Origin of the sequence: Edwardsiella sp. A.80236 (assembly GCF_044540725.1) — a bacterium.
In the GTDB taxonomy this organism is placed as follows: domain Bacteria; phylum Pseudomonadota; class Gammaproteobacteria; order Enterobacterales; family Enterobacteriaceae; genus Edwardsiella; species Edwardsiella tarda.
Genome location: NZ_JBIUCY010000001.1, coordinates 54,272 through 77,465 on the forward strand (window position 1 = coordinate 54,272; position 23,194 = coordinate 77,465).

Genomic DNA, 23,194 nt, shown 5'->3' on the forward strand with positions numbered 1-23,194 from the left:
CGGGAGCAAATCATGGGGCGGCCATTGTCACCTGCGAGCGCACTTCTTAAAGTGGGCTAGAGCCTAAAACGGAGTGGACTATGTTACGAGTTGAGATGCTGAGCAGCGGTGATGAGGTGCTACATGGACAGATCCTAGACAGCAACGCGGCCTGGCTGGGGCGTTGGTTATTCGATCATGGCCTGCCGTTAAGCGAACGCGCCACGGTGGGGGATGAGATCGGTGCGCTATGCGCCGCCATTGACGCGGCCAGTCGCCGAGCACAGGTGCTGATCGTCAACGGTGGGTTGGGGCCGACCAGCGATGATCTGACGACGCAGGCGGCGGCCCGGGTGGCGAATCTGCCGCTGGTCGAGGATGAGGCGTGGTTGGCGTGGATGCAGGATTGGTTCGCGCAACGCGGTCGACCGATGGCCGAGAGTAACCGTAAGCAGGCGTTGTTGCCCGCCGGGGCGGAGCGCCTCGATAACCCGATCGGCACCGCCTGCGGTTTTTCCTTGAACTTGCATGATTGTATTGTTTTCTTTACGCCTGGCGTGCCGAGTGAGTTTTACCAGATGGTCGAGCAGCAGATCATGCCGCGTTTACAGCGGCGTTTCGCGTTGCCCGCGCCGCCGCTCTGTCTGCGCCTGACCACCTTTGGCCGTAGCGAGAGCAGCCTGGCCGAGCAGTTAGATGGGCTGAGCCTGCCCGCCGATTGTCGGCTCGGTTACCGTTCGGCGGCGCCGATCATCGAGTTGAAGTTGACCGGACCCGCCGCGCAGGCGGCGGCGATGAAGGCGAGCTGGGCGCAGGTACGCGCCTTGGTGGCGCCGAATCTGTTGTATGAGGGCGAGCAGAGTGTGGCGCGACGTGCCAGCGAGGCCTTACGCCTGGCCGGGATGCGGCTGGCGCTCAGTGAGCAATTCAGCGCGGGCATGATCCATGGTTGGCTGTGCGCGGCGGATGCGCCGTTGGCCGACGGCGAGTTGCTGGCGGCGGGGGGACATCCCACCTTGTCGCAGGTGATGGGGCGCGCGCGTGAGTTAGCCGCTCGCAGTGGGGCGGCGCTGACGCTGGCCAGCGGCGAGCTGCTGGCGGGGCAATTGACCCTGGCGCTGCATACGCCACAGGGGAGTTACGGCCAGACGCTGCGTTATGCCGCCGCCCATCATAGCCAGACGCTGCGCCGTGAGGTGTGCGCTACCCTCGCCTTGGATATGGTGTGTCGCTACCTGGATGGCGCCTCGCCGTTCGGTGAGTATGAGTGGCCGACTCGCCTAGCCTGCGAGCATGCCGCCTAACCCAGTTGTTGCAGTACCCGCTCGATGGCCGTGTGCAGGCGCCCACGGTCATGGCGGTAGGGAATGTCGTCGGCGGCCAGCACGCCCTGTACGACACAACAGGGCGCCGCCAGGTCGTGAGTGTCGGTTTGTGGGCCGACGATGACGGCGTCGATCGCGCGTCCGCCCAGCGCCGCCTTCATGTGCTGTAACTTCTCAACCAGCCGCAATTGCCCGGCGGGGCTATGTTCACGCGCCAGATTTCCGATGTAGACCAGCGGCGCGCGACTGCGACGTAGCGCCTGGCTCAATTCATCGACCAGCAGGATCGGCATCAGGCTGGTGAGATAGCTGCCGGGGCCGATCAGGATCAGGTCGGCGCGTGCGATGGCCTCCACCGCCTCGCGGGTGGCGGTGACGGCGGGGGAAAGCTGCAGTTGGCGCGGCATCCGCGTCAGTTGGTCGATGTTAACCTCGCCATGGACGGGGAGACCATCGTCATCGATGGCACAGAGATCGGTGGCATGCTCCGACATGGGGATCAGTTGGGCATCGACCTTCAACAGGCTACGGATCAGGTTGATGGCCTCCAGGGGACGCACGCTCAGGTGGTCCAGCGCCTTGAGCATCAGGTTGCCCAAGTTGTGGCCAGCCAGCTCGCCATTGCCCGCGAAACGGTACTCGAACATCGCCGAGGCGACGCTGGGCTCGGTGATCAGCTGATTGAGGCAGTTACGCATATCTCCCCAGGCGATCCCCCCCTCATCACGGCGGATACGTCCAGTCGAACCGCCGTTATCGGTGGTGGTGACGATGCCGGTCAGGCGAGGACCGAGGGAACAGAGGGCCGACATGACGCGGCCCAGTCCGTGGCCGCCGCCGAGGGCGACGACGCAATCCAGGTCGGCCAGAGTACGGTTTCGCATAAGGCTCCTTGTTGAGGCGCTGGCGCAGAGGGCGCCTAAGATAGCGGATTGGCGTCAAAAAGGCGATGCGAGGCGTCCGGGGCGTGATATGTATCAATTGCAAGCGGCGCTAATTTGATTACTATGTGCAGTAACTTACTGAGATATAAGCGTTATATCTTTATGTATATAACGCTGGCCACGGTAGATGTCCCGAAGGACAATGCCGGGGTCGATTGCCGGTGATGTTTCGTGGTGGTCGCTGTGATGGGCGATGCAGCGCGCGGCGTGACGGCAATGGCCGCGACGGTAGGATGCCTTGGGCGTCGCCGGCGCGACTTCTTTGAACTCCGAGCCATGGTGCCTAAGTCCACGCAGTCGGCGGGATACGGTGCCTTGGCCGTGGCCTTGCGCCACCAGGGTATCAGGTAGAAATGCCGGTGCCTCCCGACTTGGAAAGGTGTTTATGAGCTCCCAATTAACCGACGCTTTTGCGCGCAAGTTCTATTATCTGCGCCTCTCTGTCACCGATGTTTGCAACTTTCGTTGCACCTACTGCCTGCCGGACGGTTATCGCCCGGCCAGCCACGAGGCGAAGCGTTTCCTGTCGCTGGATGAGATCCGTCGGGTCAGTCGAGCCTTCGCCGCGCTGGGCACCGAGAAGGTGCGTCTAACGGGGGGAGAGCCCACGCTGCGTCGCGACTTCTGCGACATCATCGCCGCCGTGCGTGAGAATCCGGGCATTAAAACCCTGGCGGTGACCACCAATGGTTATCGCATGGCGCGTGATGTGGCCGCCTGGCGTCAGGCGGGGCTGAGCGCGATCAACGTCAGTGTCGACAGCCTGGACGCGCGGCAGTTCCATGCCATCACCGGCGAGGATCGTTTTGCCCAGGTGATGGCGGGTATCGACGCCGCCTTCGCGGCGGGTTTCGAGCGCATCAAGGTGAATACCGTGCTGATGCGTGACGTGAACGATCAGAGCCTCAACGCCTTCCTGCACTGGATCCGCCATTGTCCGATTCAGATGCGCTTCATCGAGTTGATGGAGACCGGCGAGGGCAGCGATCTGTTCCGCCGTCATCACGTCTCGGGGGAGCTGATCCGCCGTCAACTGCTGGCCGCCGGCTGGCAGCGCCGCTTGCCCGGGCGGAGCGATGGTCCGGCTCAGGTATTCTGGCACCCGGACTACCAGGGCGAGGTCGGTCTGATCATGCCCTACGAGAAAAACTTCTGCGCCAGCTGCAACCGGCTGCGGGTCTCCGCACTCGGCAACCTGCATCTGTGCCTGTTCGGTGAGCAGGGGATGACGCTGCGCGATCTGCTGCAGCAAGATGCGCAGCTACCGGCGCTACAGGCACGCATCGCCGCCGCCCTGCAGCACAAGCGGGAGCGCCATTTCCTGCACCAGGGCGATAGCGGACATACCCAGAATCTCTCTTTCATCGGCGGCTAGCCCGCCGGTTCGGCCAATCCGGAATAGCGAAAAACTTATGAGCCAGTTAACCCATATCAACGCGGCCGGCGAAGCGCACATGGTCGATGTCTCCGCCAAGGCGGAGACGGTACGCGAAGCGCGCGCCGAAGCTTACGTCACCATGCGCCCCGACACCCTGGCGATGATCATCGACGGTAAACACCCGAAGGGGGATGTGTTCGCCACCGCACGCATCGCCGGTATTCAGGCCGCCAAGAGCACCTGGCAGCTGATCCCGCTCTGCCATCCGTTGTTACTGAGCAAGGTGGAGGTGACGCTGAGCGTCGAACCGGCGCACCATCGCGTGCGCATCGAGACCTGTTGCCGCCTGTGTGGCAAGACCGGGGTAGAGATGGAGGCGTTGAGCGCCGCCTCGGTAGCGGCCCTGACGATTTACGACATGTGTAAAGCGGTCCAGAAAGATATGGTGATCGGGCCGGTGCGCCTATTGGCCAAGAGTGGCGGTAAGTCGGGCGATTTTCGTGTCGAGGAGGCGCAATGATCCAAGTGCTATTTTTTGCTCAGGTACGTGAACTGACCGGCTGTGCCCAGTTAGCGTGTGAGGCCTGTCAGGATGTGGAGACCCTGCGCCGACAGTTGATCCAGCGCGGTGATAAGTGGGCCTTGGCGTTGGAGGCGGGTAAGCTGCTGGCCGCCGTCAACCAGACCATGGTCTCCTTCGACCATCCGTTGCAGGATGGCGACGAGGTGGCCTTCTTCCCCCCCGTCACCGGAGGCTGAGATGACACAGAGTCGGATCGTCGTCAGCACGGCACACTTTGCGGTCGCCGATGAGTATTCGTGGCTGGCGCAGTGCGATGAGGATGGCGCGGTGGTGACCTTCACCGGCAAGGTGCGCAACCATAACCTGGGGGATGACGTCAGTGCGCTGACGCTAGAGCACTATCCGGGGATGACGGAGAAGGCGCTGGCGCAGATCGTCGAGCAGGCGCGCGCCCGCTGGCCGTTGGGACGGGTGTCCGTGTACCACCGTATCGGTCCGATGCAGCCCGGCGAGGAGATCGTCTTCGTCGGCGTGACCAGCGCCCATCGCGGCATGGCCTTCCAGGCGGCGGAGTTCATCATGGATTATCTGAAGACGCGTGCGCCCTTCTGGAAGCGCGAGGCCTCGAATGGCCACGAGCGTTGGGTCGATGCCCGCGATAGCGACCGTCAAGCCGCCGAGCGCTGGTAAGCATACACCCCGCGTGCCAGGGACGTGGATTTCCCGCCAGGGCTAGCCTATAACTGTTGTGATCATCCGTAGACAAAAGGAGTCGGGATCATGGCAGTCATCGTTATGGTGTATCACAGCGGTTACGGGCATACCGCCCGCGCCGCCGAGGCGGTCGCGCAAGGGGCGCAAGGCATCGACGGCGTGCAGATCACACTGCTGCCGATCGACAGCGAGGGCAATCTGCCCGAGCACGGCTGGGAGCAGTTAGCGGCGGCCGATGCCATCATCATGGGCTCGCCGACCTATATGGGTGGGCCCTCCTGGCAGTTCAAGAAGTTCGCCGACGCATCCTCTAAACCCTGGTTCACTCAGCAGTGGCGCGACAAGCTGTTCGCCGGGTTTACCAACTCCGCCAGTATGAACGGCGACAAGCTCTCTACCCTGGATTACCTGTTCCATCTGTCGCAGCAACATGGCGGCGTGTGGGTCGGCATGGGCATGTTGCCGGCCAACAGCAAGGCGGCACAACGTAATGATGTGAACTATATCGCCGGTTTCTCTGGGCTGATGACCGTCTCCCCCTCCGACGCGACGCCGGATGAGGCGCCATTGCCAGGCGATCTGGAGACGGCGCGGCGTTTCGGTGCGCGTGTGGCCACGCTGGCCGTGCGTTGGGGCGGCGCGGCATCATAAGCGTAAGCCTGGCTGTACGCCGCCCGGCTAGTGCCTGGCGGCGTATGACGTGATTGTTTGAGCGAGATCGCATTTTTTTATGTTAGGCTTAGAGGCGTTAATCTAGGCGGTTCGCAGTGTCTATCGCCTGCGGACACGATTTTTTCGTATGCATTATCAAGGGGCATTCCATGGATCGTTACCCACGAACAAATGGCACACTGGTTGAGCGTGCCGGTAGCGGCCTCCAGGCCTATATGGCGCAAGTGTATGGCTGGATGTGCTGCGGGCTGTTGCTGACGGCGCTGGTTGCCTGGTATGCCGCCCGGACGCCGGCGGTAATGGAGCTGATCTTCGCCAATAAGGTGGTTTTCTTCGGGCTGATCATCGTGCAGTTGGGGGTGGTGTTCGTGCTGTCGGGGATGGTTAACCGCTTAAGCGGATCCGCCGCCACCGGGCTGTTCATGTTCTACTCGCTGCTCACCGGCCTGACGCTGTCGAGCATCTTCATCGTCTACACCTACAGCTCTATCGCCAGTACCTTCGTGGTCAGCGCCGGGATGTTTGGCGCCATGAGCCTGTATGGCTATACCACGAAACGCGATCTGAGCGGGATGGGGTCGATGCTATTTATGGCGTTGATTGGCCTGGTGCTGGCATCGCTGGTCAATATCTGGCTGAAGAGCAGCACCCTGACCTGGATCGTGACCTACGCCGGGGTCCTGATCTTCGTCGGTCTGACCGCTTACGATACCCAGAAGCTGCGTGTGATGGGGGAACAGATTGCGAGTGATGATCGCGACGGTTTCCGTCGTTATGCGATCATGGGGGCGTTGACGCTCTACCTGGACTTCATCAACCTGTTCCTGATGCTGTTGCGCATCTTCGGCGATCGCCGCTAAACGACCGTCACTCGACGGCCGCATTGATAACCCCAATGGCCTTTGGCCATTGGGGTTTTTTGTGCGCTTTTATCGCCTGGCGTCAGCGTGGCCTAAGGGGGTGACTATACTTACTGTTTTACAGTGTGCCGTGGGGGAATCATGAAGCAGAAGATAGAAACCTATCGGGCCGCCGCCGGCGGTTGGGATGCGGTGAAGGCGGTGGCGGGTGCGCTGCGCCAGCAGATGGATCTGCGGCGTGAGGTGATCGCCATGTTTGACATGAACAAACCGGATGGCTTCGACTGCCCGGGATGTGCCTGGCCGGATCCCAAGCACAGTGCCTCATTCGACGTGTGCGAAAATGGCGCCAAGGCATTGGCCTGGGAGGTGACGGATAAGCGGCTGGATGCCCCGTTTTTTACCGCGCATACGGTGCAGTCACTGCTGAGTTGGGACGATCACGCGCTGGAGGCCGCCGGCCGCCTGACCTTGCCGTTAAAGTATGATGCCGCCAGCGACCGTTACCTGCCGTTGAGCTGGCAGCAGGCGTTCGATGAGATCGGCGCCCGTCTGCAAGGTTATAGCGACCCGAACCAGGTCGAGTTCTATACCTCGGGGCGCACGTCTAACGAGGCCGCCTTCCTCTATCAGCTCTTCGCCCGCGAGTATGGCAGCAACAACTTCCCCGACTGCTCTAACATGTGCCATGAGCCAACCAGCGTCGGCCTGGCCGCCAGCATCGGCGTCGGTAAGGGAACGGTACTGCTGGAGGACTTCGAGCAGTGCGATCTGGTGATCTGTATCGGCCATAATCCTGGGACCAACCATCCCCGCATGTTGACCTCACTGCGGGCCTTGGTGAAGCGTGGGGCGAAGATGATCGCCATCAACCCCCTACAGGAGCGCGGTCTGGAACGATTCACCGCGCCGCAGAACCCGCTGGAGATGTTGACGGATGCCGAGACCCAGTTGGCCAGCGCCTACTACCGGGTGCGCATCGGCGGCGATACGGCGTTGCTCAAGGGGATGATGCGTTTATTGATCGAGCGCGATGAGGCGGCCCGCGCCGCCGGGCAGGCGCCGCTGCTGGATGACGCCTTTATTCAGACGCATACCGTCGGCTATGCCGATCTGCGTCGTGACGTACTCAATACGAACTGGGCGGATATTGAGCGGATCTCCGGCTTGCGCCAGGCCCAGATCGCCGAGCTGGTCGATGCCTATGCCGCCGCCGAACGTACCATCATCTGCTATGGGATGGGGATCACGCAACACCAACACGGGACGCAGAACGTACAGCAGCTGGTCAATCTGCTGCTACTGAAGGGGAACATCGGGCGGCCGGGAGCGGGCATCTGCCCGTTACGCGGCCATTCCAATGTGCAGGGCGATCGTACCGTCGGCATTACCGAGAAGCCATCGGCCGAGTTTCTGGCTCGTCTGGGGGAACGCTTCGGCTTCACGCCACCCTCGGCTCCCGGCCACGCGGCGGTCGCCAGTATGCAGGCGATTTGTTGCGGCCAGGCCCGGGCGCTGATCTGCCTGGGGGGAAACTTTGCGCTGGCGATGCCCGATCGGCAGGCGAGTGCCATTCCGTTGACCCAGTTGGATCTGGCGGTGCATATCGCCACCAAGTTGAACCGTTCGCACCTACTGACCGCGCACCATAGCTATATCTTACCGGTACTGGGGCGCAGCGAGATCGACATGCAAAAGAGCGGGGCTCAGGCCGTGACGGTGGAAGACTCGATGTCGATGGTGCATGCCTCGCGTGGGGTATTAAAACCGGCCAGTGCCTTACTGAAGTCAGAGTGTGTCGTGGTGGCCGGCATCGCCCAGGCGGCCTTGCCGCATAGCGTGGTGGCCTGGGAGAGCCTGGTGGAGGATTACGATCGTATTCGTGACGACATCGAGGCGGTATTCCCGGCCTTTGCCGACTTTAATCAGCGTATCCGTCATCCGGGCGGTTTCCACCTGACCAATGCGGCGGCGGAGCGGCGCTGGTTGACGGCATCGGGTAAGGCTAATTTTATTCCCTGTGAGGGTCTGTTAGAGGATCCCGCCTCGGCGTTTAACAGCGAGTTGGTATTGGCGACGGTGCGTAGTCACGATCAATACAACACCACCCTGTATGGGATGGATGACCGTTACCGTGGGGTGTTTGGCCAGCGCGATGTGGTGTTTATCAGCGCCGAGCAGGCGCAGCGCTGTGGTGTGCAGGCGGGCGAACGCGTCAATCTGATCGCCTTGACGTCGGAGGGGAAACGCAGCGCTCGCCGAATGGATGGCTTAACGGTGGTGATCTACCCGATGGCCGATCGCTCATTGGCGACCTACTTCCCCGAGTCCAACCATATGCTGACCTTAGAGAACCATGATCCAGCGAGTGGCATCCCTGCCTATAAGAGTATTCCGGTGGTGCTGGAACGGGTCGGTTAGAGATCCAGTTCGATGTCCTGCTGCACCTGACAGCAGCAGGGCAGGATCTCATCCGCCTGCAGGAAGGCCAGCGGCGGTTGGCGGTAGCTGACTCGACCGCGTAGTAGCCGGCAGCGGCAGGCGCCGCAAAAACCGGAGCGGCACTGGTACTCCAACGCCACCTGTTGCCGCTCCAGGCTCGCCAAGAGGGAGCCGCCATCATCGAGGTGGTCGACTTGGCGTCCGCTCCGCGCCAGCCGGATGCGGTAACGCACCGGCGCACAACCGTCACTCTCGCTTGCCGCCGTTTCCACGGCGGCGTCTAGGGCGAGCTTCGACATCAGAGTTGGAAGTCGCTCAGATCGTCGGTGTTGACTTCGGCGTCGATCTGTCCGACCAGATAGGAACTCACCTCGACTTCCTGCGGGGCGACCTGCACGTTGTCGGAGACCAGCCAGGCGTTGATCCAGGGGATCGGGTTGGAGCGTGTCTCGAAGGGCAGCGACAAGCCGACGGCTTGCATGCGGATATTGGTGATGTACTCCACGTACTGGCACAGAATATCCCGGTTTAGGCCGATCATCGAGCCGTCGCGGAACAGGTAGCTGGCCCAATCCTTCTCTTGCTGGGCGGCCTGCACAAACAGATCGTAGCACTGGGTCTCACACTCGGCGGCGATCTCGGCCATCTCAGGGTCGTCTTGCCCCGAACGCATCAGGTTGAGGATGTGTTGCGTACCGGTCAGGTGCAGCGCCTCGTCGCGGGCGATCAGCCGGATGATCTTGGCGTTACCCTCCATCAGTTCGCGCTCGGCGAAGGCAAAAGAGCAGGCGAAGCTGACGTAGAAGCGGATTGCCTCCAGGGCATTGACGCTCATCAGGCAGAGATAGAGCTTCTTCTTCAGATCGCGCAGGTTGACGATGACCGTCTTGCCGTTGACCTGATGCGTGCCTTCGCCCAGCAGATGGTAGTAACCGGTACTTTCGATCAGATCATCGTAGTAGACGGAGATGTCGCGCGCACGCTTGAGGATCTCCTCATTGCTGACGATATCATCAAAGACCACCGACGGATCGGTGACGATATTGCGGATGATATGGGTATAGGAGCGCGAATGGATGGTCTCGGAGAAGGACCAGGTCTCCACCCAGGTTTCCAGCTCCGGGATGGAGATCAGCGGCAGCAGGGCGACGTTGGGGCTGCGCCCCTGGATGGAGTCCAGCAACGTCTGGTACTTCAAGTTACTGATGAAGATATGTTTCTCGTGATCCGGCAGGGCCTGGTAGTCGATACGGTCACGTGAGACGTCGACCTCTTCCGGACGCCAGAAGAAGGAGAGTTGTTTCTCGATCAGTTTCTCGAAGATCTCATGTTTCTGTTGATCATAGCGAGCAACGTTAACCGGCTGACCAAAGAACATCGGTTCGAGTAGTTGGTCGTTCTTGTTTTGCGAGAAGATGGTGTAGGCCATACCCTAATCCTAGTGTGCCCCGCGGCGCGGGGCGTCGAAAATCAAGCGGAGATACCAGCGCTCCCGGCGGGGAGCGCCTGAGGCGGGAAGGTTAGATCTTACAGGCGCCGCTTTCGCAGCCATCATCCTGTGCACTTCCCAGATCCTCCTGGGCATCCTCCGCACCGTCGCGGGTGTTTTGATAATAGAGCGTTTTCACGCCCAGTTTATACGCCGTCAACAGATCTTTTAACAGTTGCTTCATCGGCACCTTCCCGGAGGGGAAGCGTGACGGATCGTAGTTGGTATTGGCAGAGATCGCCTGGTCGATAAATTTCTGCATCAGGCCGACCAACTGCAGGTAGCCGTCGTTGTTCGGCAAGGACCACAGCAGCTCGTAGGCCTCCTGCAGACGCTCATACTCCGGCACCACCTGGCGCAAGATACCGTCCTTCGAGGCCTTGATGCTGATGTAGCCGCGCGGCGGTTCGATGCCATTGGTGGCGTTGGAGATCTGTGATGAGGTCTCCGAGGGCATCAGGGCCGACAGGGTCGAGTTGCGTAGCCCGTCGCGGACGATATCGGCGCGCAGGGTCTCCCAATCATAGTGCAGCGGCTCGGCGCAGATGGCGTCGAGATCCTTCTTATAGTTGTCGATGGGCAGGATACCCTGCGCATAACGAGTCTCATTGAACCACGGGCAGGCGCCTTGCTCACGCGCCAGCTGGTGGGAAGCCTTCAGCAGATAGTACTGGATGGCCTCGAAGGTGCGATGCGTCAGGGCATTGGCGCTACCGTCGGAATAACGTACCCCATTCTTCGCCAGGTAGTAGGCAAAGTTGATCACCCCGATACCCAGGGTGCGACGTCCCATGGCGCCGCGCTTCGCGGCCGGGATCGGATAGTCCTGGTAATCGAGCAGGGCGTCGAGCGCACGTACCGCCAGGGTCGCCAACTCTTCCAGATCGTCCAGCGAGTCGATGGCACCCAGGTTGAAGGCCGACAGGGTACACAGGGCGATCTCACCGCTCTCGTCGTTGACGTCCTCCAGCGGTTTGGTCGGCAGCGCCACCTCCAGACAGAGGTTAGACTGACGAACCGGCGCCACCTGGGGATCGAACGGGCTGTGGGTGTTACAGTGATCGACGTTCTGAATATAGATACGCCCGGTGGAGGCGCGCTCCTGCATCATCAGCGAGAACAATTCGACGGCCTTGATCTTGCGTTGGCGGATGCGGCTGTCCTGCTCGTACTGTACATACAGGCGTTCAAACTCATTCTGATCGGCGAAGAAGGCATCGTACAGCCCCGGCACATCGGAAGGGCTGAACAGGGTGATCTCGCCGCCCTGGATCAGGCGTTGATACATCAGGCGGTTGAGCTGCACACCATAGTCGATGTGGCGCACACGGTTATCTTCGACCCCGCGGTTGTTTTTCAACACCAGCAGGCTCTCGACCTCCAGATGCCACAGCGGGTAAAACAGGGTGGCCGCGCCGCCACGTACTCCGCCTTGAGAGCAGGATTTCACCGCGGTCTGGAAATGCTTGTAGAACGGGATACAGCCGGTGTGGAAGGCCTCACCGCCCCGGATTGGGCTGCCCAGCGCGCGCAGACGCCCGGCGTTGATGCCGATGCCGGCACGCTGGGAGACATACTTCACGATGGCGCTCGAGGTGGCGTTGATGGAGTCCAGGCTGTCGCCGCACTCGATCAGCACGCAGGAGCTGAACTGGCGCGTCGGGGTACGCACCCCAGACATGATCGGCGTCGGCAGAGAGATCTTAAAGGTGGAGACTGCATCGTAGAAACGTTTGATGTAGTCCAGCCGTGTCTCACGCGGATAGTGGGAGAACAGGCAGGCAGATACCAGGATATACAGGAACTGGGCGCTCTCGTAGATCTCGCCGCTGACGCGGTTCTGCACCAGGTACTTGCCCTCCAACTGCTTGACCGCCGCATAGGAGAAGTTCATGTCGCGCCAGTGGTCGATAAAACCATCCATCTGTTCGAACTCATCACGGCTGAAGTCTTCCAGCAGATGGCGGTCATACTTGCCCATCTCGACCAGGCGCACCACGTGGTCGTACAGTTTCGGCGGCTCGAATTGGCCATAAGCCTTCTTGCGCAGGTGGAAGATGGCCAGACGCGCGGCCATATATTGGTAGTCCGGGGTCTCACGGGAGATCAGATCGGCGGCGGCCTTGATGATGGTTTCGTGGATATCCGCCGTGCGGATGCCATCATAAAACTGGATGTGGGAGCGTAGCTCAACCTGGGAGACCGAGACGTTCTGTAACCCTTCCGCGGCCCAATCGAGGACTCGGTGGATCTTGTCGAGGTTGATGCGCTCTTTTCTTCCGTCGCGTTTAGTGACGAGCAGACTCTGATTCATAGGATGCGTTCCTGTCCGTGTGATCCCCGGCGAGGCGTGCCCTGAGGGCCAGCGCCGCGCGGCATCAACACCCGGCGCACTAGTGGCTTGCTTGGGGTGTTAACACAATATATAGGGGGTTGGTGACGATGTGGCAACAAGATAGTGGTGTTTGCCGCGATTTGCAAGTGAACAAAATCGGCACGGCTTGTGGATAAGTTGGGGGTGAAATGTTACGGAGTGGACGGTAGACGGCGTCGGCTCTGGCACCATCCCCGTGGGGGATAAAATGGAGGCGGATTTAAAAAAATTGATCGTCTGCCGCTTTATTATTCATTGCTAAAATCACTAATCTTGATCTGCTTCGAGGTTGCTGCAAAAGCCATCGCATGGTGGACGGACGGTGCACCGCTACCGCCCGCCTTATCGGCCTTTTCGCTACGCTCGCCTTAGTCCGCCTCGCGTTGGGCGTGCAACAGGTAGTTGACATCGACGCGGGTCCCGAGGGTGAAACGGTCACGCAGCGGGTTGTAGTGCATGCCGCACAGATGGCGTACCGTTAACGGGGTGCTGTCTAACCAGCCCATCAGCTCGGCGGGGCGGATAAATTTACGCGCATCATGGGTGCCTTTGGGGACCATCTTCAGCAGGTACTCGGCGCCGACGACCATCAGTAGCCACGACTTCGGGTTACGGTTGATGGTCGAGAAGAATAACTGGCCGCCGGGCTTCACCAGGCGGGCGCAGGCGTGTACGACCGAGCAGGGGTCGGGCACATGCTCCAGCATCTCCATACAGGTGACCACATCATACTGTGCCGTGCCATCGGCGGCATGCTGCTCGACGGTCTCTTGGCGGTAGTCGACCGTGACGCCGCTCTCCAAGGCGTGCAGGCGCGCCACCTGGAGTGGCTCGCCTCCCATATCCAGCCCCGTCACGTCGGCACCGGCCTGCGCCATGGCTTCGGCCAGCAGACCGCCGCCACAGCCGACATCGAGCACCCGCTTGGCGAACAGCCCATCGGCACGCTGCTGGATGTAATCCAGCCGGAGTGGATTGATGCGGTGTAGTGGTTTGAATTCGCCTTCGGGGTCCCACCAGCGTGAAGCGACGGCCTCAAACTTGGCAATTTCCTGCATATCAACGTTTTGTGACACCTCAGACTCCTTTAATTCGGCGCGCTGGCGCGCGCAAAAAATACCCATTAGCGCGGATTATACCTTTTCCACGCCACGGGCAAAGGGGCAGCGATCAGGCGGGCAGGAATGGCGTGGCGCATTTCGCACAAGCAGTGCCTTTGTGGTATCATTGTCGTCTTTGTCATCGTGTATGCGCCTGGTTCTACTCGATGTATTGAGGGTAGCGGCAGATGAATAATTAGTAGAGGGATAGCAGCTCCATGAGCGACCTTGCCAGAGAGATTACGCCGGTCAATATCGAAGAAGAGTTGAAAAACTCGTATCTGGATTACGCCATGTCCGTTATCGTCGGTCGTGCGCTGCCGGATGTTCGGGATGGCCTGAAACCGGTACACCGTCGCGTCCTGTTCGCGATGAACGTGCTGGGCAATGACTGGAACAAACCATACAAAAAATCGGCCCGTGTGGTCGGTGACGTTATCGGTAAATATCACCCGCACGGTGACATCGCGGTTTACGACACCATCGTGCGTATGGCGCAGCCCTTCTCCCTGCGTTATATGTTGGTTGACGGTCAGGGTAACTTCGGCTCCATCGACGGCGACTCCGCCGCGGCGATGCGTTATACCGAAGTGCGCATGGCTAAGATCGCCCATGAACTGTTGGCCGATCTAGAGAAAGAGACGGTGGATTATGTGCCCAACTACGACGGCACAGAGCAGATCCCCGACGTGCTGCCGACCAAGGTACCGAACCTGTTGGTGAACGGCTCGGCCGGTATCGCCGTGGGGATGGCGACCAATATCCCGCCCCATAACCTGACCGAAGTGATCAACGGTTGCCTGGCCTATATCGATGATGAGAACATCACCATCGAGGGGCTGATGGAGCACATCCCGGGGCCGGACTTCCCGACGGCGGCGATCATCAATGGCCGACGCGGTATCGAAGAGGCCTACCGTACCGGGCGCGGCAAGATCTACGTGCGCGCGCGCGCCGAGATCGAGACCGACGCCAAGAATGGTCGCGAGACCATCGTGGTGCATGAGATCCCTTACCAGGTCAACAAGGCACGTCTGATCGAGAAAATCGCCGAGCTGGTGAAAGAGAAGCGCGTCGAAGGCATCAGCGCGCTGCGCGACGAGTCCGATAAAGACGGCATGCGTATCGTCATCGAGATCAAACGCGACGCGGTGGGCGAGGTGGTGTTGAACAACCTCTACTCCCAGACGCAGATGCAGGTCTCCTTCGGTATCAACATGGTCGCCCTGCATCAGGGGCAACCGAAGCTGCTGACCTTGAAAGAGTGTCTGGAAGCCTTCGTTCGCCACCGCCGCGAAGTGGTGACGCGCCGGACGATTTTCGAATTGCGCAAGGCGCGCGAACGCGCGCATATCTTGGAAGGTCTGGCCATCGCCCTGGCGAACATCGATCCGATCATCGAGATGATCCGTCATGCGCCGACGCCGGCGGAAGCCAAGGCGGCCCTGGTCTCCCACGCCTGGGCGCTGGGCAATGTGGCGGCGATGCTGGAGCGCGCCGGCGATGATGCCGCTCGTCCAGAATGGCTGGAACCACAGTATGGCATCCGCGACGGTCACTACTACCTGACCGAGCAGCAGGCGCAGGCGATCTTGGATCTGCGTCTGCAAAAGCTGACCGGCCTGGAGCACGAGAAGCTGCTGGATGAGTACAAGCTGCTGCTGGAGCAGATCGCCGCGTTGATCTTCATCCTGCAAAGCCCAGAACGCTTGATGGAGGTGATCCGCGAAGAGCTGATCGCCATCCGTGAGCAGTTCGGCGACGCGCGTCGTACCGAGATCACCGCCAACACGGCGGACATCAACATCGAAGATCTGATCGAGCAGGAAGATGTGGTGGTCACCCTGTCGCATCAGGGCTACGTCAAGTATCAGCCGCTGAGCGACTACGAGGCCCAGCGTCGTGGCGGTAAGGGTAAGTCTGCCGCCCGCATTAAGGAAGAGGACTTCATCGAGCGCCTGCTGGTGGCCAACACCCATGACACCATCCTGTGCTTCTCTAGCCGTGGTCGCATGTATTGGATGAAGGTCTATCAGCTGCCGGAAGCCAGCCGTGGCGCCCGTGGCCGTCCGATCATCAACCTGTTGCCGCTGGAGGCCGATGAGCGTATCACCGCCATCCTGCCGGTGCGCGAGTACGCCGAAGGGGTGAATGTCTTCATGGCCACCGCCAGTGGGACCGTGAAGAAGACGGCGCTGACCGAGTTCAGCCGTCCGCGAGCCGCGGGGATCATCGCGGTGAACCTGAACGACGGTGACGAACTGATCGGCGTCGATCTGACCGACGGTAACGACGAGGTGATGCTGTTCTCCGCCGCCGGTAAGGTGGTGCGCTTCAAGGAGGACGCTGTGCGTGCCATGGGCCGTACCGCCACCGGGGTGCGTGGGATTAAGCTGGCCGACGATGATCGCGTCGTCTCGCTGATCGTGCCGCACGGTGAGGGGGCGATCCTGACGGTGACTCAGAACGGTTACGGTAAGCGCAGCGCCGTGGCCGAGTATCCGACCAAGTCCCGTGCCACTCAGGGGGTCATCTCCATCAAGGTGACCGAGCGTAACGGTCGCGTGGTGGGCGCGGTGCAGATCGATGACGGTGACCAGATCATGATGATCACCGACGCGGGCACCTTGGTGCGTACCCGCGTCTCCGAGGTGAGCATCGTTGGGCGTAATACCCAAGGGGTGATCCTGATCCGTACCGCCGAGGATGAGCACGTCGTTGGCTTGCAACGCGTGGTCGAGCCGGTGGATGACGAAGAGCTGGACAGCATCGACGGTAGCGCCGCCGAAGGCGACGAGGAGATCGTGCCGGAGGTGGAGAACGACGACGAGGGGAGCGACGACGCGGAGTAAGCGTCGCCACGCCCGAGTAAACCAAGGCCGGTCTTGACCGGCCTTTTTGCTGTCTCCGCGCTTGTTGAGCCCCCGCTGGCGCGGCGCCAAGGGGGGCGATCGGCGTCAAGTCATTGCGCCGCGCGGGGTTTGCCGCTACCTTAACGCCATTCCTCCTGTCATCACGGTTACGGGTGCCACGTTGAAATATTTTGTCTCTTTTCGCACCACGCTCCGCCTGTCGCGCTACCTGTTCCGAACGCTGGCGTTGATGCTGTGGATCCTGGGCGCCCTGCTGACCACCTTCTATATTCTGAATCAGTTCCACCAGAAAGAGTCCGATATTCGCCAGGACTTCCACCTGAACTACGATCAGGCGGAGGCGGTGATCCGTCAGGCTAGCGCCACCATGCGCGACATTCGCTATATCGCCGAGAATCGCCTGGCCTGGTCGGGGGATGAGAGTATCCAGCCTTACAGCGGCGGGCTGTTGGACATTCACGGCGAGGTACCGCCGTTGTTGCCGGTATTCCCCGAGTCGGACTGCCGGCGAGCCAGCGACAACTATCGCACCTCGCTGCGGGCATTGAGCGGCTTCATCCGCTACTGGAAGGAGAACTTTGTCGCCGCCTACGATCTCAACCGCATCTTCGTCATCGGTGGTAGCAGCCTGTGCTTGGCGGATTTCAGCATTCGCAACGTACCGTTGGAGGGGGGGAACAGCCTGCGCTTATTACAGCAGCGTGTTAACCATTTCCGTAATAACAACGACAAGGAGCAGGTGTTGTACTGGGTGGTGCCAGGCGCGCAACGGGACGTCGGCGCCCTGTATATCACCGCGCCGGTCTATGCGGCCACCCACCTGGAGGCGGTGCTGGGGATCGAGCAGACGCTGCGCCTAGAGGAGTTGACCAATCCCTCGGTACTGCCCATCGGGGTGACGCTGCTGAGCGATGACGGAGACGTGTTGCTGAGTTACGCCGAAAACGGGGGCGCGTTGCCGCTGCTGAATGGCTTGCCGGAGGATGACAACTATTTCGGCTATAACAGCGGCTACGATACCCTGCTGTTGAAGAAGAAGTTGCGTCCCAGCGGCCTGACTATCGTCTATTCGTTACCGGTACGGGTATTGCTGGAACGTTTTAACCTGCTGTTGATCAACGCCATCGTGCTGAACCTGATCAGCGCGCTGGTGCTGTTTGTGCTGACCTGGCTATTTGAGCGCAAGATGTTCCTCCCGGCGGAGAACAACGCGCTGCGCCTCGAGGAGCACGAGCAGTTTAACCGTAAGATTGTGGCGTCGGCGCCGGTGGGGATCTCGATCCTCCGGGTGAGTGACGGCAGCAACATCCTCAGTAACGAGTTGGCCCATAACTATACGCGCCAATTTACACCGGAAGATCGTCAACGCATCGTACGCCTGCTCAATGAAGAGCAGGTCAGCGTGCTGGATGTGATCACCGCGCAGAATCAGAACCTGCAAATCAGCTTCGTGCGCTCGCGTTACCGCAACGAGGAGGTGGCCATCTGCGCCATGGTCGACGTCAGTACCCGGGTGAAGATGGAGGAGTCGTTGCAGGAGATGGCGGCGGCGGCAGAGCAGGCCAGCCAATCCAAGTCGATGTTCCTGGCGACGGTCAGCCATGAGTTACGCACGCCGCTGTACGGCATCATCGGCAACCTGGATCTGCTGCGTACCAAGACGCTACCCGAGGAGGTACAACGTCTGCTGGGGGCGATGAGCAACTCGTCGGGACTACTGCTGAAGATCATCAATGACATCCTCGACTTCTCCAAGATCGAGTCGGAGCAGTTGAAGATCGAGCCGGGGCGCTTCGTCGCGCGCGAGGTGATCCCGCACATCATCGGCAACTATCTGCCGCTGGTGGTGCGTAAACGTCTGACTTTGTACTGCTTTATCGAGCCCGATGTCCCGGCGGAGATCAGCGGCGACATCATGCGTATTCAACAGGTGCTCTCTAACCTGTTGAGCAACGCCATCAAGTTTACCGATACCGGCTGCATTATCCTCCAGGCGCGAGTCAATGATTTCTATCTGGAGTTCCGTATCCGGGACACCGGGATGGGGATCCCGGCGCGTGATGTGCTGCGCCTGTTCGACCCCTTCTTCCAAGTAGGTAGCGGCGTGCAGCGTCACTTCCACGGCACCGGGCTAGGGTTGGCTATCTGCGAGAAGCTGGTCAGTCTGATGGATGGGGATATCGCGGTGGAGTCGGAGCCGGGGCTGGGCAGTATCTTTACTATTCGTCTGCCGATGTATCAGGCCGTGCCGGCGCAGCCGATACAGCCGGTCTTGCTACAACGTACTCTATGGTTGGATATTCACAACGCCCGGTTGGAGCGTTACCTGCACGCGCTGCTGAGCGCGGCCGGGGCGCGGGTCTGTCTCTGTCCCGCCTCGTCAGACGAGGCGGCGCAGTCGGTGGTGATCAGCGATCATCCGTTGGCTGCCGAGACGCCTTTTGCTACCCGTATTCAGCTGCGTGCCGACTACTTGGGACACGCCTGTAGCCAAGCACCGGGCGCATGGGTGCTGAATACTGCCGCCCCGTTGGAGCTGTTGCAGCTACTCAACCGCCTCTTTGCCGCGCCGGGCGATGTGGTCAGCGAGGCGCTCGTCTCCTCGGGCGACGATGAGCAGGCGATGTCGCCGCAGGACTTCAGCGATATCGCGATCCTGATCGTCGATGATCATCCGATCAATCGTCGTCTGTTAGCCGACCAACTGAACTCGCTCGGCTTCACGCAGGTCAGCGTGGCGTGCGATGGGGTGGATGCCTTAGGCATGTTGCAGCAACAGCCGGCCGATATCGTGCTGACGGATGTCAACATGCCCAACATGGATGGCTATCAGCTGACGGCGCGTCTACGGCAGCAGGGGCGTACCCAACCGATCGTTGGCGTGACGGCCAACGCGTTGGCGGAGGAGCGGCAGCGCTGTATCGAGGTGGGAATGGACAGTTGCCTCTCCAAACCGGTGATGCGTGAGGATCTGCTGGCTTCGCTCAGCGGTTATGCGGCCGAGATCCGTCGCCATCGGGCGGCCACGCGCGGTGAATAAAAAAAGACCCCACAGATTTGGCGGCTGTGGGGTGACGGCTCGCCGCCGAGGCGGCGGGCGAGGGCGTGTTATTCCTTGTCATCATTCGGCATGATGTTGACCGATGAGAGGTAGTTGAGCAGGGCGATGTCGTTATCGACGCCCAGCTTCAGCATCGCCGATTTCTTCTGACTGCTGATGGTCTTGATACTACGATTCAGCTTCTTGGCGATCTCGGTGACCAGGAAGCCTTCGGCGAACAGGCGCAGAACCTCGCTCTCCTTCGGCGAGAGGCGCTTATCGCCATAGCCGCTGGCGTTGATCTTCTCCAACAGTTTAGAGACGCTCTCCGGGGTAAATTTCTTGCCTTTCTGCAGGGCGGCGAGCGCCTTGGGGAGATCGGTCGGCGCGCCCTGTTTCAGCACGATCCCTTCGATATCCAGATCCAACACGGCGCTGAGGATGGCCGGGTTATTGTTCATGGTCAGGACGATGATCGACAGTTCCGGGAAGTGGCGCTTGATGTATTTGATCAGGGTAATACCATCGCCGTACTTGTCACCGGGCATGGAAAGGTCGGTGATCAGAACGTTGACATCCAGCTTAGGCAGGCTATTGATCAGCGTAGTGGAATCTTCGAATTCCCCGACGACATTCACCCACTCGATCTGTTCCAGCGACTTACGAATGCCGAATAAAACGATGGGATGGTCGTCAGCAATGATTACATTCAGGTTATTCATATTGTTGGTTACCTAGTTGAAGCAGTCGGCTGACAAAAGCGTCAATATGACTGATCAGGACTCGCGCTTGTGCCGCGTCGTTATGTTTAACGGCCTCTTCTAGCTGTTCACACAGCTTTTTACCGACGGGGAACGCCAGCATGGCGAAGACACCTTTGAGGCGATGTGCGGTGAGGGCCAGCGTGGGCCAATCCTGTTGATCCGACTCAGTATACAGTTTTTGTATATCTGCGGGTACTGTATCCAAAAACAGCGAATAGTAATCCTTTGATTTAAAAGGGTTCTCCTCGATAGAGGATAACGCATTTTCAGCATTTTCAGCATATTCGCAATGGACGGGGGGCTCTGCCGCCGCCATTTGCCGCTCGATCAGCAGCAGGATGGCGTCGATCAATGCATCGCTGAGATTAAAGTTGGCGCGAATGCGTTGTGGCGCGTACTCCTCGAACCCGTCGACGTCGGCCGCCAGCAATAAGGTATTCGCCTGGGCCAGGGCGGGATCATCGGTAACCAGCAGATCGCAGGGAGGCGTGGCGCCGTTGGCTTCGCCCTCGTCGGCGGCGTTGATCAGCGTCGCGCCGAGTCCCTCCAGACGTTGGCTGACACGGGCGTGGATCTCTTCGGCGGTGATACGCAGGCCGATGGTGATGCCCTCCAGCAGTTTCTCCTCCTGCTGCTCGTTGAGTGGCAGGGGGTGCATACGGCAGGTGAAGCGGTAGTGGGTCCCGATATCGGGCCGGCTATCGATGGTTAACTCGCCGTCTAACCGGCGACAGAGCTGGGCGCAGAGGTAGAAGGTGAGGCTCGATCCACGGGTGAAGCGGTCGCTTTGTGCCGCGGATAGCGCTGGATAGTGCAGGTTACGGCGCTCGGTGCGTGTGAGGCCGGCGCCGGTATCGCTCAGTTGGACGTGCAGCCGGTCGGGTTGCTGGGGATCGAGGCCGATGGTCAGGCTGATCTTGCCATAGGCGGTGGTGACGATGGCATAGTGCAGTAGCATTTCCAGCACCCGCTCCAGGGTGGCGATGTCGCCATCAAACTGTTGCGCGGGATCGGTATCGACGCGCCCCAGTAGCATTAATCCCTTGCGCCGCATGGCGGGGAGATTGCGCAGTAACAGGGCGTCGATGTGCTCATGCAGGCGGAATTGGCGGGTCTGAGGATGCCAATCCTGGCTTTCGACGGCGGTCAACAGGGTGATTTCGTCGATCAGGCGCTGTGCGTGTTGGCTCTCCAGCCACAGATCATCGAGCAGGGCCGCTTGATTCGGCGCCTCGCGTAGGGCCGTACTTAGACGAGAGATCGCGCGTAGGGGGGCTTGCAACTCATGACTCAGGTTGTCGGTCATGGTCTTGCGCGCCGTCAGGTTCTTCTCATACTCCTCATGAGCCAGCTTGAGCTTCTGACTCATCAGCACCTCGGTGTCCAAATTCCGGATCAGAAATAGCGCCGAGTGAGGCGTCTGTTGGCTGCGCACCATCTGTACTTCGTACATGGCATTGTTGATGCTGACCTGCACCTTACCATGATGGCGATCGGCCATCGCAGCGATCTTATGCAGGCTCAGGTGGGGCAGCAACTGGTCAGCCTGTTTGTTACTGGCGACCAACGTGTTGTTATCGAAGCGGTAGATTAACAACCCCATCGGCAGATGCGCGATGATCTCCTGATTCATCTCTTGCTGGGCGTTCAGTTGAGCCGCCATGCGTTTACCGGGGCGAACATACTGGTGGCGTACGATGTAGAAGGCGATGGCGGAGAGGACCAGCAGCGCCAGGTTGATCAGCAGCACCCAGAAGTTGTTGCGCGCCAGATCGATGATCAACGCCATCGCCGGAATGTGGAACTGGAGCGTCAAGGGCGTGTTATGGATCGGGCTGTTGATGGTGATCCAGGGCCAGCTCAGCTGAGTCATCGCGCGTGGTGGCTCATCGTTGGCGTTCCACTCGCCCTCGTTGCCTTGCTCCTCCCGTAACTGGAAGCGCTGCGCCGGTAGGTTGCTCGGCAACAGATCCTCCACCGGAAGATCGAAGGCGATCACGGTGGCCAGATGACCGGGATCGTTGAAGGTGGTACGCAGGGTAAAGTAGTAGGCGTTTTGGAAACGAAACTTACGCAACCCGGAGAAGCCTTCACGCTGATCGAGCGCGTTCGACTGCTGGAGCATCTCGGCCTTGCGCGCCTCGACCAGGTTCCCCAGATAGCCATCCTTATAGCGCGCCGAGAGATCCTTCATCGGCATGGTTGAGATCAGGATCAGACTATTATCTTGCCCATTGAGATAGTAGAGCGAATAGGGTTCGGTATTGGCGCTCCAGAGGGTGTCCAGATAGCGCGACAGGTTCTGCGCCAGTTCGCTGGTGGCGCTATCGTGTAGGCCAAAGATCAAGGCATCGGTCTTATGGCGCGCCTTATCCAATAAGTAGATATCCGGGCGTAGGCGCAATTCATGCTGCGGCGCCGAACTGTTGGCGGGCTCGTCGCTGGGGGGCGTTTCGTAGATCTGATAGGTGATGAAACGGTAGGTCTCGATCCGTTGTTGTAACAACCGGGCGACCGACGACAGCATATTTTGTTTGGCGCTGAGGTAGCCATTGACCGTGTTATAGCCGTACAGCAGGTTGCCCAGCAGCAATAGCAAGATAAACAGCAGATAGCTGCGGGTGACGCCGGAAAGGGACATGGAATTTGACGTTAGCTGCATAGCGCGCGGGCGATCCTGTCAGTCGAAAAAAACGCTGTGCGCAGTATAGCAAGGG

Annotated in this window: 17 protein-coding genes and 1 riboswitch; of the genes, 10 read left to right on the forward strand and 7 right to left on the reverse strand. The window is 60.1% G+C overall.

The genetic code is table 11. From position 1 onward, the window contains the following. The first annotated feature begins 80 nt into the window (after positions 1–80). On the forward strand, positions 81–1,283 hold the full coding sequence (locus ACEQFP_RS00235; protein ID WP_370547297.1) for a nicotinamide mononucleotide deamidase-related protein YfaY: 1,203 nt from the start codon (positions 81–83) through the stop codon (positions 1,281–1,283). Here the strand turns inward: ACEQFP_RS00235 and yvcK are convergent. Next, complete coding sequence (gene yvcK, locus ACEQFP_RS00240) at positions 1,280–2,188, reverse strand: uridine diphosphate-N-acetylglucosamine-binding protein YvcK (RefSeq protein ID WP_005288124.1); 909 nt, start codon at positions 2,186–2,188, stop codon at positions 1,280–1,282. The genes ACEQFP_RS00235 and yvcK overlap by 4 nt on opposite strands. Before the next feature lie 315 nt (positions 2,189–2,503). After that, positions 2,504–2,646, forward strand: a riboswitch (molybdenum cofactor riboswitch). On the opposite strand from yvcK, the gene moaA reads away from it, so the two are divergent. The 7 genes from moaA (at position 2,634) to ydeP (ending at position 8,816) form a co-directional block, all read left to right on the forward strand. After that, positions 2,634–3,623, forward strand: a complete 990-nt coding sequence (gene moaA, locus ACEQFP_RS00245) for a GTP 3',8-cyclase MoaA (RefSeq protein ID WP_370547298.1) — start codon at positions 2,634–2,636, stop codon at positions 3,621–3,623. Its footprint overlaps the riboswitch before it by 13 nt. A gap of 37 nt (positions 3,624–3,660) precedes the next feature. After that, positions 3,661–4,146, forward strand: a complete 486-nt coding sequence (gene moaC, locus ACEQFP_RS00250) for a cyclic pyranopterin monophosphate synthase MoaC (protein ID WP_005288115.1) — start codon at positions 3,661–3,663, stop codon at positions 4,144–4,146. Further along, positions 4,143–4,385, forward strand: a complete 243-nt coding sequence (moaD, locus tag ACEQFP_RS00255) for a molybdopterin synthase sulfur carrier subunit (protein WP_337977750.1) — start codon at positions 4,143–4,145, stop codon at positions 4,383–4,385. The genes moaC and moaD overlap by 4 nt, the downstream gene beginning before the upstream one ends. 1 nt (position 4,386) lies before the next feature. Continuing rightward, positions 4,387–4,839 carry a molybdopterin synthase catalytic subunit MoaE gene (moaE, locus tag ACEQFP_RS00260; protein ID WP_047059457.1) on the forward strand — a complete coding sequence of 151 codons (453 nt, stop codon included), beginning with the start codon at positions 4,387–4,389 and terminating at the stop codon, positions 4,837–4,839. Between the two features lie 90 nt (positions 4,840–4,929). Further along, the gene (locus tag ACEQFP_RS00265) at positions 4,930–5,514 is read left to right on the forward strand and encodes a flavodoxin family protein (RefSeq protein ID WP_005288106.1); all 585 of its coding nucleotides are present in this window, start codon (positions 4,930–4,932) and stop codon (positions 5,512–5,514) included. 170 nt (positions 5,515–5,684) lie between these two features. Then, entirely contained in the window at positions 5,685–6,395 is a 711-nt protein-coding gene (locus ACEQFP_RS00270) for a Bax inhibitor-1/YccA family protein (RefSeq protein WP_035602283.1), read from the forward strand. Positions 6,396–6,536: 141 nt separating this feature from the next. Further along, the gene (gene ydeP / locus ACEQFP_RS00275) at positions 6,537–8,816 is read left to right on the forward strand and encodes an acid resistance putative oxidoreductase YdeP (RefSeq protein WP_370547299.1); all 2,280 of its coding nucleotides are present in this window, start codon (positions 6,537–6,539) and stop codon (positions 8,814–8,816) included. Here the strand turns inward: ydeP and yfaE are convergent. From yfaE to ubiG, 4 genes are all read right to left on the reverse strand, one after another. Next, positions 8,813–9,136 (reverse strand): class I ribonucleotide reductase maintenance protein YfaE, encoded by a 324-nt coding sequence (gene yfaE, locus ACEQFP_RS00280; RefSeq protein ID WP_109728344.1) that lies wholly within the window; start codon positions 9,134–9,136, stop codon positions 8,813–8,815. The genes ydeP and yfaE overlap by 4 nt on opposite strands. Further along, positions 9,136–10,266, reverse strand: a complete 1,131-nt coding sequence (nrdB, locus tag ACEQFP_RS00285; RefSeq protein WP_005288097.1) for a class Ia ribonucleoside-diphosphate reductase subunit beta — start codon at positions 10,264–10,266, stop codon at positions 9,136–9,138. Before nrdB ends, yfaE begins: the two co-directional genes overlap by 1 nt. Before the next feature lie 91 nt (positions 10,267–10,357). Beyond that, positions 10,358–12,640 (reverse strand): class 1a ribonucleoside-diphosphate reductase subunit alpha, encoded by a 2,283-nt coding sequence (nrdA, locus tag ACEQFP_RS00290; protein WP_035602295.1) that lies wholly within the window; start codon positions 12,638–12,640, stop codon positions 10,358–10,360. 428 nt (positions 12,641–13,068) lie between these two features. Beyond that, on the reverse strand, positions 13,069–13,824 hold the full coding sequence (gene ubiG, locus ACEQFP_RS00295; RefSeq protein WP_047059460.1) for a bifunctional 2-polyprenyl-6-hydroxyphenol methylase/3-demethylubiquinol 3-O-methyltransferase UbiG: 756 nt from the start codon (positions 13,822–13,824) through the stop codon (positions 13,069–13,071). Positions 13,825–14,018: 194 nt separating this feature from the next. On the opposite strand from ubiG, the gene gyrA reads away from it, so the two are divergent. Together gyrA and rcsC are read left to right on the forward strand one after the other, a co-directional pair. Further along, positions 14,019–16,652 carry a DNA topoisomerase (ATP-hydrolyzing) subunit A gene (gene gyrA / locus ACEQFP_RS00300; RefSeq protein ID WP_370547300.1) on the forward strand — a complete coding sequence of 878 codons (2,634 nt, stop codon included), beginning with the start codon at positions 14,019–14,021 and terminating at the stop codon, positions 16,650–16,652. A 181-nt stretch (positions 16,653–16,833) separates the two neighbouring features. Next, entirely contained in the window at positions 16,834–19,713 is a 2,880-nt protein-coding gene (gene rcsC, locus ACEQFP_RS00305) for a two-component system sensor histidine kinase RcsC (RefSeq protein ID WP_005294637.1), read from the forward strand. Between the two features lie 68 nt (positions 19,714–19,781). Here rcsC and rcsB read toward each other — a convergent pair whose 3' ends face one another. Then, entirely contained in the window at positions 19,782–20,435 is a 654-nt protein-coding gene (gene rcsB, locus ACEQFP_RS00310; RefSeq protein WP_005288075.1) for a response regulator transcription factor RcsB, read from the reverse strand. Then, positions 20,428–23,139, reverse strand: a complete 2,712-nt coding sequence (gene rcsD, locus ACEQFP_RS00315) for a phosphotransferase RcsD (RefSeq protein ID WP_047059463.1) — start codon at positions 23,137–23,139, stop codon at positions 20,428–20,430. Before rcsD ends, rcsB begins: the two co-directional genes overlap by 8 nt. Positions 23,140–23,194 lie beyond the last annotated feature (55 nt).